General features: G+C 65.4%; 10 protein-coding genes. 5 read left to right on the forward strand and 5 right to left on the reverse strand.

Features of this window, described 5'->3' with window-relative positions:
* Positions 1-130: 130 nt before the first annotated feature.
* Genes ACI2KG_RS04045 through nicC form a run of 4 tightly spaced genes read right to left on the reverse strand, consistent with a single transcriptional unit; the run spans position 131 to position 3,505 of the window.
* Positions 131-772, reverse strand: coding sequence for an N-carbamoylsarcosine amidohydrolase (locus ACI2KG_RS04045; protein ID WP_404660881.1), 642 nt, complete (start codon positions 770-772; stop codon positions 131-133).
* A gap of 15 nt (positions 773-787) precedes the next feature.
* Complete coding sequence (locus ACI2KG_RS04050) at positions 788-1,540, reverse strand: Asp/Glu racemase (protein WP_404660882.1); 753 nt, start codon at positions 1,538-1,540, stop codon at positions 788-790.
* A 13-nt stretch (positions 1,541-1,553) separates the two neighbouring features.
* On the reverse strand, positions 1,554-2,360 hold the full coding sequence (gene nicD / locus ACI2KG_RS04055; protein WP_404660883.1) for an N-formylmaleamate deformylase: 807 nt from the start codon (positions 2,358-2,360) through the stop codon (positions 1,554-1,556).
* Positions 2,357-3,505: a 6-hydroxynicotinate 3-monooxygenase gene (gene nicC / locus ACI2KG_RS04060; protein ID WP_404660884.1), complete on the reverse strand. Its 1,149-nt coding sequence runs from the start codon at positions 3,503-3,505 to the stop codon at positions 2,357-2,359. The genes nicD and nicC overlap by 4 nt, the downstream gene beginning before the upstream one ends.
* A 332-nt stretch (positions 3,506-3,837) precedes the next feature.
* Between nicC and ACI2KG_RS04065 the strand changes: the two genes are divergently transcribed.
* From ACI2KG_RS04065 to ACI2KG_RS04080, 4 genes are all read left to right on the forward strand, one after another.
* Positions 3,838-4,890 carry a 2,5-dihydroxypyridine 5,6-dioxygenase gene (locus ACI2KG_RS04065; RefSeq protein WP_404660885.1) on the forward strand — a complete coding sequence of 351 codons (1,053 nt, stop codon included), beginning with the start codon at positions 3,838-3,840 and terminating at the stop codon, positions 4,888-4,890.
* Positions 4,891-4,959: 69 nt separating this feature from the next.
* Positions 4,960-5,436, forward strand: coding sequence for a MarR family winged helix-turn-helix transcriptional regulator (locus tag ACI2KG_RS04070; RefSeq protein WP_201206600.1), 477 nt, complete (start codon positions 4,960-4,962; stop codon positions 5,434-5,436).
* Positions 5,437-5,871: 435 nt separating this feature from the next.
* A complete protein-coding gene (locus ACI2KG_RS04075) occupies positions 5,872-6,345 on the forward strand; it encodes a (2Fe-2S)-binding protein (RefSeq protein ID WP_404660886.1) in 474 nt (157 codons plus the stop codon).
* Entirely contained in the window at positions 6,342-9,905 is a 3,564-nt protein-coding gene (locus tag ACI2KG_RS04080) for a molybdopterin cofactor-binding domain-containing protein (protein ID WP_404660887.1), read from the forward strand. Before ACI2KG_RS04075 ends, ACI2KG_RS04080 begins: the two co-directional genes overlap by 4 nt.
* Positions 9,906-9,907: 2 nt before the next feature.
* Here the strand turns inward: ACI2KG_RS04080 and ACI2KG_RS04085 are convergent, their stop codons facing one another.
* Positions 9,908-10,546 (reverse strand): TetR/AcrR family transcriptional regulator, encoded by a 639-nt coding sequence (locus ACI2KG_RS04085; RefSeq protein ID WP_400620556.1) that lies wholly within the window; start codon positions 10,544-10,546, stop codon positions 9,908-9,910.
* Positions 10,547-10,651: 105 nt separating this feature from the next.
* On the opposite strand from ACI2KG_RS04085, the gene ACI2KG_RS04090 reads away from it, so the two are divergent.
* Positions 10,652-11,614: an XdhC family protein gene (locus ACI2KG_RS04090; protein ID WP_404660888.1), complete on the forward strand. Its 963-nt coding sequence runs from the start codon at positions 10,652-10,654 to the stop codon at positions 11,612-11,614.
* Positions 11,615-12,018: the final 404 nt, after the last annotated feature.

The raw sequence follows: 12,018 nt of genomic DNA on the forward strand, positions 1-12,018 counted from the left end.
GCACGCCGCGCACTATACGCGGCGTGCCTGGGCAACGCCTGAAAGACCCCGAGTGCTCCTGCGGGGCGACCGCCCGGACAGCAGGCGGTCATGGACGGGCTTCCGGCACCGTTCCTTGATTGTTATTGGGTCAGCCGGCTAGCTGCCTGAGTTGCTGCATGGCGTCCTGCCGGGTGACGACATCGCCGTACTTGCTGTCGATGTCGAACAGGTTGGCTTCGTGCGGGTCGTTATGGCGGTCACCCACGCACTCGCGCACCACGATGGTTCGAAAACCATGCTGCATGGCATCCACCGCACTGGCGCGGATGCAGCCGCTGGTGGAGCAGCCGGCCAGCACCACGGTATCCACGCCTTGGGCATGCAGCAGCGGGGCCAGACTGGTGGCAAAGAAGGCGCTGGCGTACTGCTTGCTCAGCACCACCTCCCCCGGCTGCGGCGCGACGGCCTGGCAGAACGCGGCCAGCGGGTTGCCTTCGACCATGTCCTTCATCACCGGCGCCTTGCGCACCCACACACCGCCATCGGCGAAGTGCGGCGGCTGGTAGCGGATATTGGTGTGCACCACCAAGGTACCGCAGTCGCGGGCCAGTGCCAGCAGGCCGGCAGCCTGCTCCACCGCCGTGACCACGCCCGGGGCGTACAGCGGTGCGCCGGGGGTGGTGTAGCCCTGCATGAAGTCGATCATCAGCAGCGCCGGCTTGCGGCCAAAGCCGATGCGCTGGCCCCACACACCCTGGTAGTTGTCACGGGCGCTTTGTACGTCGCTCATGTGCGTCTCCCGATTTCAGTAGGCGCCCGACAGCAAGGCACCGGCACCCGGCACGACCGGCTCCAGGTCCAGCGCCTTGAGCATGGCGTAGGTGGTGGCGATGGCCGCAGTGACTACCGGCTTGCCGGTTTGCGCCTCGACCTTGGCCACAGCCGGCAGCGACTGCATCTGCACGCAGGCCGACAACACCACCACATCGACGCCTTCAAGGTCCATGCCGGCGACGATGCCTGGCAGGTTGGCCGGGTCGTGCCGCGCCACGGCGAGGTTGTCGGGGATTTCCAGCGCGCGCCAGTCTTGCACCTCGAAGCCTTCCTCGCGGATGTAGTTCACCACCAGTTCGGTCAGCGGCTTCATGTACGGGGCGACAATGGCAATGCGCTTGGCCTTCATCACATGCAAGGCCTCGACCAGCGCCCCGGCGCTGGTGATCACCGGCGCCAGCGCCTGGTTGTCGGCGGTGGCCTGCTGCAGGCGCTTTTCCGATTGCCGGTGGTAGCCCAGGCCCATGGCCATGATCGCCACCAGGCAGGCGTAGCCCAGCACGTCGACCTTGGCATCAGACAGCTCCACGGCGCAGCGGTCAGACTCGGCGTCCATGGCTGCAAGCTCTTCCTTCTTCACCTGCTTCATGCGCATGCGGCTGGAATGGAAGGTAAAGCGCTCGGGGCGGATGGCCTGGCGGGCGTTGAGCATCGCCGGGATTTCGGTTTCCATGGTGGTGTTCGAACTCGGCACGATCTGGCCGATGCGGTATAGCTTGGTCATGTCTCGTGCTCCGTCAGGCAAGGGGTTGGTCGAGGAAGCCGCCGAAAGCGGCGAAGAAGCCGTCCAGGTCGTCCCACGGGATCATGTGACCGGCGTTGTCCACCTGTGCGACCTGGATGTCCGGCTTCAACTCGCGGATTTCGGCGATGTCGCGCGGCTCGATCACCCCGCCGCGCCCGGCCACCATCAGCAACGCCGGCTGGCGCACGGCGGGCAGGTACTGGTGAATGTCCACCTGGTGAAAATCCTCGAAGGCGCGCACGATCGCCGGCTCATGGCAGGTGTGCAGCCATTCGGCACGCAGCGCCAGTTGCTCGTCACTCCAGGTGGGGCAAAAGGCGCGCATGTCGTCGCCGCTCATGCCAAGCGTGGCCTGGCGGATCGAGTCGACATACCACGGCAGCTTGCTCGGGTAGGCGCGGCGGCCCGGCCCGGACACCGGCGGGTCGACCAGCACCAGCCGCTGCAGCCCCGGCGCCCCCTGGGCGGCAGCACGAATCGCAAAGCGCGCGCCCATTGAGTGCCCGACCAGGTGGTAGCTGCCCAGGCCCAGCGCAGCGGCAAAGGCCGGGATATCCGCAGCACAGGCATCGGTGCCGTAATCCAGTTCCGGGCCGCTTGAAGACAAACCGCGCCCGCGCACATCCAGCACGTAGGTATCGAAGTACTGGCCAAGGCGCTCGGCGACAAAGCCCCAGGTAATCGCCGGGCTGGTGATGCCGGGCACCAGGATCAGCGCCTGGCCCTTGCCGCCATAACGCAGGTAATGCTGGCGGATGCCGTTGGCGCTGACGTTGCCGCCGGCGACGAAAGTCGTCATGCCGCCTCCCCGCTTTTGAGCTGCTGCCCGTACAGGTCGTAGCCGTAGACCCAGGCTGGGTCTTCCTGGGTGTAGAGCCAGGTGTTGGCGTTGGATACCGATTGCACCTGCGATGCCCGCTCCTTACGGTTGGCCTCGTACAGGGCAAAGGCGGTGCGGTGGTCGGACAGCCCGGTCTCTTGCAGACAGCGCGTCAGCATGGCCGCATCTTCGATGGCCATGCACGCGCCCTGGGCCATGTGCGGCTTCATCGGGTGGCAGGCGTCGCCGAGCATGACCAGGCGGCCACGGCTCCACAGCGGCAACGGGTTGCGGTTGCGCAACGGCCACTTGGTGATCGATTCGGTGGCGTCGATCAGCTTCTGCACCGTGGGGTGATAGCCTTCGAAGGCGGCGCGCATTTCTTCCTGGCTGCTGTCGACGTAAGCGCCCTGGAAGTCCCAGGCTTCGTGCGGCACGCCGGTGACGAAGTAGTACTCGTCGCGCTTGCCGGTGGTGTAGTAGACCATCATGTGGCGGTCTTCGGACCACCACTTCACGCACGGCTCGAACGCATCGGCATGCTGCGCCAGGTTGACCCCGCGGATCAGCGCCCGGTGCGCCACCCAGCCACTGTAGTTCGGTGCTTCGGCGCCCAGCAGTTCCTCGCGGATCTTCGAGTGGATGCCGTCGGCACCGATGACGATATCGGCGACGGTGTGGCTGCCATCGGCGAAGTTCAGGCGTACCTGCTCACCTTCATCGACGATCTTCTCCAGGCGCTTGCCGTAGTGCACGGTGCCCGGCTTGATCGCGTCGATCTGCAGGGCGTGCAGGTCGCCCCGGTGAATGGTGATGTAGGCCGCGCCGTATTCGCGGCGGGCAAACTCACCCAGGGGGATGCGCGACAGGTAATCGCCGCTGGCACCGTCGCGGCTGAACCAGAAGTCCGGGTGCGAACCCATCAGCTCCAGCTTCTGCTCCAGCCCCATGCGGCGGAAGATTTTCATCACGTTAGGGCCGATATGGATACCCGCACCCAGGCGGGTGAACGCCGGCGCCTGCTCGTACACCTCGACATCGAAGCCGGCCTGCTGCAGCAACGTAGCGGCGGCTGCCCCACCCAGACCTGCACCAACGATTGCAATTTTCTGCCTACCCCGCATGGGTTTCTCTCCTCTTGTTCTGATGTGTGGCCAGCGGCTCGGCCGCCTGACGATTTAGAGCGTATACGCTGTAATTGTTTTTTGGAAAGAGGGGTTGGCAAATAATTTTCAAACACCTGATCGAAAAACCATTCACTCGGTAATGTTACCGTAAATACTGGATATATGTGTGAATAGGTAACGTTCTACAGATAACTTGCGCTTGCCGGCAGGATGCGCTTTCATCTGCAAAAGTAGGGTGTACACACTATTCATTTGCACCGAGATGATGCGCCGGGCACTGCCATGGTGCAGCAGCTCTCCCTCGTCAACGCCGCCCAGGAGAACCCCCGATGCCGGTGAGCAATGCACAACTGACCCAAATGTTCGAGCACGTACTGAAACTGTCCCGCGTGGACGAGACGCAGAGCGTCGCTGTGCTCAAGAGCCACTACTCCGACCCGCGCACGGTCAACGCCGCAATGGAGGCCGCGCAGCGCCTGAAGGCCAAGGTCTATGCCGTGGAACTGCCGGCGTTCAACCACCCCACCGCCATGGGCAATGACATGACTGCCTACTGCGGCGACACCGCGCTCACCGGCAACCTGGCGGCGCAGCGGGCGCTGGAAGCGGCCGACCTGGTCGTCGACACCATGATGCTGCTGCACTCGCCGGAGCAGGAACAGATCCTCAAGACCGGCACACGCATCCTGCTGGCCGTGGAGCCACCGGAAGTGCTGGCGCGCATGCTGCCGAGCGAAGACGACAAGCGCCGCGTGCTGGCTGCCGAAACCCTGCTGAAACAGGCGCGCAGCCTGCATGTACGGTCCAAGGCCGGCAGCGACTTCCACGCCCCGCTGGGCCAGTACCCGGCCGTGACCGAATACGGTTATGCCGACGAGCCAGGGCGCTGGGACCACTGGCCCAGCGGCTTTCTGTTCACCTGGCCGAACGAGGACAGCGCCGAAGGCACGCTGGTGCTGGACGTGGGCGATATCATCCTGCCGTTCAAGAACTACTGCCGCGAGCGCATCACCCTGGAGATCGAAAAAGGCTTCATCACCGGTATTCATGGTGGCTTCGAGGCCGAGTACCTGCGCGACTACATGAAGTACTTCGACGACCCCGAGGTGTACGGCATTTCGCACATCGGCTGGGGCCTGCAGCCACGCGCACAGTGGACAGCCATGGGCCTGCACGACCGCAACGACGGCATGTGCATGGACGCCCGCGCGTTCTACGGCAATTTCCTGTTCTCCACCGGCCCCAACACCGAGGTCGGTGGCAAGCGCAAGACCCCATGCCACCTGGACATTCCGCTGCGCAACTGCGACATCTACCTGGATGACCAGGCCGTGGTCCTGGCCGGTGATGTGGTCGCGCCGCAGGAGTCGCGGGCGCGATAGTGGTTATACTGGCCGGGCGCTCCGCTTTTGGCGGCCGGCCAGCACCTTTCCACCAGCCCAAGCCATCCTATGCCGAACAAAACCACCCCCAGCAGCGCCCCGCTTGACACCACCCCCTACGACGTCACCGAACAGGTCGGCCACCTGCTGCGCAAGGCCTACCAGCGGCACACGGCGATCTTCCAGCAACAGGCTTGCGACCCGCAGTTGACCTCGATCCAGTTCGTTACCCTGTGTGCCCTGCGCGACCATGGCCCCAGCTCGCAGGCCGAGCTGATCAAGGCCACGGCGGTAGACCAGGCGACCATCCGCGGCATCGTCGAACGCCTGAAGGCGCGCGAACTGGTGCAGCTGTCGCCAGACCCGGGCGACCGGCGCAAAGTCATTGTCGAGCTCACCGACAGCGGCGCCGCGCTGCTTGATGCAATGATCCCCTGCGCCCGGCAGATCAGCGAACTGAGCATGGGTAGCCTGAATGCCGGTGAGCGCGTGGCCATCCTGTACCTGCTGCGCAAGATGATCGACAGCGACGACAGCGCGGGTTGAGCCTTGTAGTGGATGGCACCGGCTGCACCGGTGTTCGCGGCTGAAGCCGCTCCCACCTGGCCTGCATCACCTTCAAGGCACACACAGAACCTGTAGGAGCGGCCTTGCGTCGCGATGGGCTGCGAAGCAGCCCCGGCAATTTATGCATCTGTGCGCAAACCCTGGGGCTGCTGCGCAGCCCATCGCGACGCAAGGCCGCTCCTACAAGGGCCAGTGCTGGCCAGAGGAATCATGCGAGACAGTTGCTCCCACTGGTTGGACTTTTATCTCAAAGCCAGCACCGTACTAGCCCCCACCCTGCAACCCGGTTGAAACCTCCAGACTCATCCCTGGCCTGCTTCTTGCTCTCACTTTTCATGTAGTGAGTACTTACCGAAATACACGCAGCATTTGAGTGTTTTGGTAGCGCAAGCAACCTCCAGAGATGAGCCCATAATGCAAACAACCATCTCCCTGCGGATCAACGGCCAGGCGGTCGACGTCAGCGCCATGCCCGACACCCCGCTGCTGCTGATCCTGCGCAACGACCTGTGCCTGAACGGCCCCAAGTACGGCTGCGGCCTGGGCGAGTGCGGGGCGTGCACGGTGATCATCGACGGCGTCGCCGCCCGCTCCTGCGTCATCCCCCTGGCCGGCGCCGCCGGGCGCGACATCACCACCCTCGAGGGGCTGGGCTGCAAGGCCACGCCGCACCCGGTGCAACAGGCGTTCATCGACGAACAGGCAGCCCAGTGCGGCTACTGCATGAACGGCATGATCATGACTGCCAAGGCCCTGCTCGACCGCATCCCCGAGCCCAGCGACGAACAGATCCGCAACGAACTGTCCGGCAACCTGTGCCGCTGCGGTACCCACGTCGAAATCCTGCGCGCCGTGCGCCGCGCCGCCGAGACCCGGAGAAAAGCATGAACCACTCGCAACAGGTGCCCAGCCGCAACCAGCTGCTGGCCAAGACCGGCGTGCTGCTGATCGTTGACCAGATTACCCCGCCCTCCGGCCCGGTGGCCAAGGGCGTGACACCCGTGGTAAAGGACCGCGAGCTGGCGCTGTTCATCGCGGTCAGCGACGACGGTATGGTCTACGCGTTCAATGGCCACGTCGACCTGGGCACCGGCATCCGCACCTCGCTGGCGCAGATCGTCGCCGAAGAACTGGACCTGCGCATGGACCAGGTGCACATGGTGCTGGGCGACACCGAGCGGGCACCCAATCAGGGCGCGACCATTGCCAGTGCCACCTTGCAGATTTCCGCCGTACCGCTGCGCAAGGCAGCGGCCACGGCGCGCCGCCATCTGTTGCAACAGGCGGCGCAACGCCTTGGCGGCGAGCCCGAGGCGCTGCGCATTGAAGACGGCACGGTTATCGCCAGTAATGGCAGCACACTGAGCTTTGCCGAACTGGTACGCGGCAAAAACCACCAGCTGCACATTGCCGACGACGCGCCGCTGAAAGCCATCGAAGACTACCGCCTGGTCGGGCGCAGCACCGCCCGCGTGGACATCCCCGGCAAGGCCACCGGTGAACTGACCTACGTGCACGACATGCGCCTGCCCGACATGCTGCATGGCCGGGTCATCCGCCCGCCCTACGCCGGCCACGACAGCGGCGACTTCGTCGGCAACAGCCTGCTGGCGGTAGATGAGAGCTCCATCGCCCATGTGCCCGGCGTGGTGGCCGTGGTGGTGATCCGCGACTTCGTTGGCGTGGTGGCCGAGCGCGAGGAGCAAGCGATCCGCGCGGCCCATGAGCTGAAAATCAGCTGGAAGCCCTTTACCGGCAAGCTGCCCGACCTGAGCGATGTCGCCCAGGCCATCCGCGACAACCCGCGGGTGCAGCGTACCGTGCTGGACCAGGGCGATGTCGACGCCGGCATCGCCAATGCCAGCCAGCGCCTTAGCCGCAGCTACCTGTGGCCGTACCAGCTGCATGCCTCGATCGGCCCGTCGTGCGCGCTGGCCGACTTCACCCCAGGGCAGATCCGCGTGTGGTCCGGCACGCAAAACCCGCACCTGCTGCGCGCCGACCTGGCCTGGCTACTGGCGTGTGGCGAAGAGCGCATTGAGATTATCCGCATGGAGGCTGCCGGTTGCTATGGCCGCAACTGCGCCGATGATGTGTGCGCCGATGCGGTGCTGCTGTCGCGTGCCGTGCAGCGCCCGGTGCGGGTGCAACTGACCCGTGAGCAAGAACACGTGTGGGAACCCAAGGGCACTGCACAACTGATGGAGATCGACGGCGGCCTGAATGCCGATGGCAGCGTGGCCGCCTACGACTTCCAGACCAGCTACCCGTCCAACGGCGCGCCTACCCTGGCCCTGCTGTTGACAGGCGCCGTGGAGCCGGTGCCGGCACTGTTCGAAATGGGCGACCGCACCTCAATCCCGCCGTATGACTACGAACACATGCGCGTCACCATCAACGACATGACGCCGCTGGTGCGCGCTTCGTGGATGCGCGGCGTGTCGGCCATGCCCAACAGCTTTGCCCACGAATCGTACATCGATGAGCTGGCCTTTGCGGCCGGTGTCGACCCGGTCGAATATCGCCTCAAGCACCTGTCCGACCCGCGCGCCATCGACTTGGTCAAAGCCACCGCCGAACGCGCCGGCTGGCAGCCTCATACCCAACCCATGCAGGCACAAGCCGAAGGTGATGTGCTGCGCGGTCGCGGCTTTGCTTACGCGCGTTACATCCACAGCAAGTTCCCCGGTTTCGGCGCGGCCTGGGCGGCGTGGGTAGCCGATGTGGCGGTGGACCGGCGTACCGGTGAAGTCGCCGTCACCCGCGTGGTGGTCGGCCATGATGCCGGGATGATGGTCAACCCCGAGGGCGTGCGCCACCAGATTCACGGCAACGTCATCCAGTCCACCAGCCGGGTACTGAAGGAACAGGTCAGCTTCGAAGCGTCGACCGTGGCCAGCAAGGAATGGGGCGGCTACCCGATCCTGACCTTCCCCGAGCTGCCCGCCATCGACGTGATGATGCAGCCGCGCCAGCACGAACCCCCGATGGGCAGTGGCGAGTCCGCCTCGGTACCCAGTGCAGCAGCCATCGCCAACGCCATTTTCGACGCCACCGGCATTCGTTTTCGCGAGCTGCCGATTACCGCCGAACGGGTGCGCGCCGCCCTCGGTGGCGATGGCCAGGGGCCTGGTGCAGCGGCATCGGCACCACCGGCAAGCAAGCGCTCCCGGTGGTGGTTCGGCGGGCTGGCCGGGGTGTTCGGCGCAGCCTTGGGCATGCTTGCCACTGCCCTGCCCTGGCGCGCCGAAATCGCCCCGGTGACCCCACCAGGTGCCGGCAGCTGGAGCGCCGCGATGCTTGAACGCGGGCGCCAGGTAGCGGCGGCCGGCGACTGCGCCGTGTGCCATACGGTCAGCGGCGGCAAGGTGAATGTCGGCGGGCTGGCGATGGACACGCCGTTCGGCACGCTGTACAGCACCAACATCACCCCCGACCCGGAAACCGGCATCGGCCGCTGGTCGTTCGCCGCCTTCGAGCGGGCCATGCGCGAAGGCGTCAGCCGTGATGGCCGACACCTGTACCCGGCCTTTCCCTACACCTCGTTTCGCAACATCAACGACGCCGACATGCAGGCGCTGTATGCCTACCTGATGTCGCAAACCCCGGTGCGCCAGGAAGCGCCCGCCAACCAGATGCGCTTCCCGTTCAACCAGCGGCCGTTGATGGCCGGCTGGAACGCGCTGTTTCTGCAACGCGGCGAATACCAGCCAAACCCGCAGCGCAGCGAACAGTGGAACCGCGGCGCTTACCTGGTCGATGGCCTGGGCCATTGCACCGCCTGCCATTCGCCGCGCAACCTGATGGGCGCAGAAAAAGCCGGCAGCAGCTACCTGGCTGGCGGCATGGTCGATGGCTGGGAAGCCCCGGCCCTGAATGCCTTGGGCAAGGCGTCTACGCCATGGAGCGAAGACGAACTGTTCAGCTACCTGAGCACCGGCTTTTCCGAGAAGCACGGCGTGGCGGCCGGCCCCATGGGCCCGGTGGTCAGCGAACTGGCCACGCTGCCGAAAAGCGACGTGCGCGCCATCGCCCACTACCTCAGCTCACTCGATGGCGAGCCACAGGCGCAAACCGCCAAAGCTGCGCCTCAGGCAGACACGCAAGTGTCGCTGAGCAACGGCGAGCGGGTATTCAAAGGCGCGTGCATGGCCTGCCACAGCGATGGCCTGGGGCCGAAGCTGTTTGGCGTCAGCCCGTCGATGGCAGTCAACAGCAACGTTCACAGCGACCTGCCAGACAACCTGCTACGGGTAGTGCTTCACGGCATACCGACCCCGGCAACCCGCGACCTGGGTTACATGCCCGGCTTCAAGGGCAGCCTGTCGGACCGCCAGGTAGCCGACCTGGCGGCCTACCTGCGCCAGCGCTTTGCCGCTGACAAGCCGGCCTGGCAAGGGCTGGCCGCCAAGGCCGCGCAGGTGCGCGCCAACCCCGGCAGCCATTGAGGTCAGCGGCGCAGGCCGCGCAGGGCGAGGTCGCTGATGAAGACCAGCCAGTCGGCCTTGGCCTGCTTGTCGGCCAGGTCCACGGCAAGGAACGAGCTGAGCGTATGGCGGTTGGAGTTATAGAAGTAGCAGAGCGAGGCGATCATCAGGTAGGCGTGGGTGATGTCGATGTCGTCGCGGAACAGGCCCTTGGCCTGGCCCGCCTCGATGATCGGCCGCAGCACGCCAACCGCCTCGCCAGACAACGCCTTGAGGTTTTGCGACTTGCGCGCGTGCTGGCCCTGGTGAAGGTTTTCGGTGGCCAGGATGGTGACGAATTCGGGGTGGCGCACGTAGTAGTCCCAGATAAACGCCACCAGCTCGCGCAGGGCCTGCTCGGGGTCGGTGAGGTCGAGCCGCAGCCTGGCTTCGGCCTGGTTGAAGCTGGCGTAGATGTGCTCCAGCACACTGATGAACAGCTTTTCCTTGTTGCCGAAGTAGTAATAGATCATCCGGTCGTTGGACTTGGCCAGGGTGGAGATCTGCTCGACGCGCCCACCGGTGAAGCCTTCCTTGCTGAAGACCTTTACCGCGGCCTTGAGAATGTTGTCCCGGGTGCGGTCGGCCTGTTGGGCACGAATACCGGTTTTACGCGTTTGCATGTCGGTCCCTGTGGGGCTGGCCAGATAACCCACACTGCCACAGACGATGGGCCATTGCGCGGCTTTTTCGGTTGGGCACAGACAGTATGAGCGAGGGAGCGGAACATGCAGCATCTCGACCTGCAGGTGATCGACCATGCCCTGCAATGGGCCCGCGCCGGCGATACGGTTTGGCTGTGCACGGTGCTGTCCAGCTATGGCTCGGCGCCCCGCTCACCTGGCGCCATGCTGGCGTGCCGCAGCGCGCAGGAATGGGTCGGCTCACTGTCCGGCGGCTGCGTCGAAGAGGAATTCCTGGCCAGCCTGGCGCACGGCGCGTTCAGCCAGCCGGCGCAGGTGGTGCGGTATGGCGATGGCCAGGAACAGAGCCGGCGTTTGCGCCTGCCCTGCGGCGGCGTGCTGGTGGTGCTGGTGGAACGGCGGCCGGCGCAAGGTGCCTGGCTGGCGCATCTGCAGGCCATGCGCGGGGCGTTATTGGGGCAGCAGCGTGTCACGCGCAAAGTCGCCTTGCCGGCGGGAGACTTTACGGTGCACGGCGACAACAGTGCGGCCGTGCGCATGGATGAGGATGCCGTGCATATCGGCATCGGCCCTGCCCTGCGCCTGGTGCTGGCCGGGCTGTCACCGGTTGCCGAAGCCTGCGCCGACATTGCGCGTACGCTGGGCTGCGAGGTTATTGCCTGCGACCCGCGAGAAGAGATGGCGCATGTGCAGATACAGGGCGCGCAGATGCACCGGGTGTTGCCCTCGTTATTCATCGCGGCGGGCGGTTGCCATGCGGCCACCGCCGTGGTGGCGCTGACCCATGACCCGAAAATCGATGACCTGGCGCTGATGGAGGCGGTGCATACGCCAGCGTTCTACATTGGCGCCATGGGCTCGGCCGCGACATCGGCACGGCGTGCCGAACGGCTGCAGCGAATTGGCGGGTTGAGCGACCAACAGATCGGGCGGCTGCACATGCCCATCGGGTTGGACCTGGGCAGCAAGTCGCCCGCGGAGATTGCGCTGGCGGTGATGGCGGATGTGTTGCGGGTGTACCGGGGCAAGGCGCGGGATGCGTTGTAATGGTCAGTAACCCAACGCGCTGCCTGTTTCGCGGGTGAACCCGCTCCCACAGGTATTGTGCCGGCTACAGACTCCCGCTGTACTTGTAGGAGCGGCTTTAGCCGCGAACACCGGCGCAGCCGGTGCCCTATACCGCGCCGCATTGTTCGCGGGTGAGCCCTCGCCGCTGGCCAACGCCGCCGCCGGGCGCCGTGGCAGCACCAGGCTGGCGCCGCAGATCAGCAGATACCACAGGCCGAACGCGCTCAACGCGGTGCCGTGCCGCTTTGTGCGGCGAGCATTTTTAATGCTGGGGTTCGGTTGTGGGGGGATGGGGTGAGGGCTGGCAGGTAAATGGCTTGGGTTTTGTGGTGGAGCAGATATCGAGCGCCGCCCGCGCGGCGCTCGAGCTCATAGGCGCCAAA

Source organism: Pseudomonas sp. NPDC089407 (assembly GCF_044900445.1).
Classification (GTDB): domain Bacteria; phylum Pseudomonadota; class Gammaproteobacteria; order Pseudomonadales; family Pseudomonadaceae; genus Aquipseudomonas.

Excerpts from the sequence above, each read along its gene's own strand:
- ACI2KG_RS04080 (WP_404660887.1), top strand. The coding sequence starts at position 6,342 with ATGAACCACTCGCAACAGGTGCCCAGCCGCAACCAGCTGCTGGCCAAG.
- nicC (WP_404660884.1), bottom strand. The coding sequence starts at position 3,505 with ATGCGGGGTAGGCAGAAAATTGCAATCGTTGGTGCAGGTCTGGGTGGG.
- ACI2KG_RS04085 (WP_400620556.1), bottom strand. The coding sequence starts at position 10,546 with ATGCAAACGCGTAAAACCGGTATTCGTGCCCAACAGGCCGACCGCACC.
- ACI2KG_RS04090 (WP_404660888.1), top strand. The coding sequence starts at position 10,652 with ATGCAGCATCTCGACCTGCAGGTGATCGACCATGCCCTGCAATGGGCC.
- ACI2KG_RS04065 (WP_404660885.1), top strand. The coding sequence starts at position 3,838 with ATGCCGGTGAGCAATGCACAACTGACCCAAATGTTCGAGCACGTACTG.
- nicD (WP_404660883.1), bottom strand. The coding sequence starts at position 2,360 with ATGACGACTTTCGTCGCCGGCGGCAACGTCAGCGCCAACGGCATCCGC.
- ACI2KG_RS04045 (WP_404660881.1), bottom strand. The coding sequence starts at position 772 with ATGAGCGACGTACAAAGCGCCCGTGACAACTACCAGGGTGTGTGGGGC.
- ACI2KG_RS04070 (WP_201206600.1), top strand. The coding sequence starts at position 4,960 with ATGCCGAACAAAACCACCCCCAGCAGCGCCCCGCTTGACACCACCCCC.
- ACI2KG_RS04050 (WP_404660882.1), bottom strand. The coding sequence starts at position 1,540 with ATGACCAAGCTATACCGCATCGGCCAGATCGTGCCGAGTTCGAACACC.
- ACI2KG_RS04075 (WP_404660886.1), top strand. The coding sequence starts at position 5,872 with ATGCAAACAACCATCTCCCTGCGGATCAACGGCCAGGCGGTCGACGTC.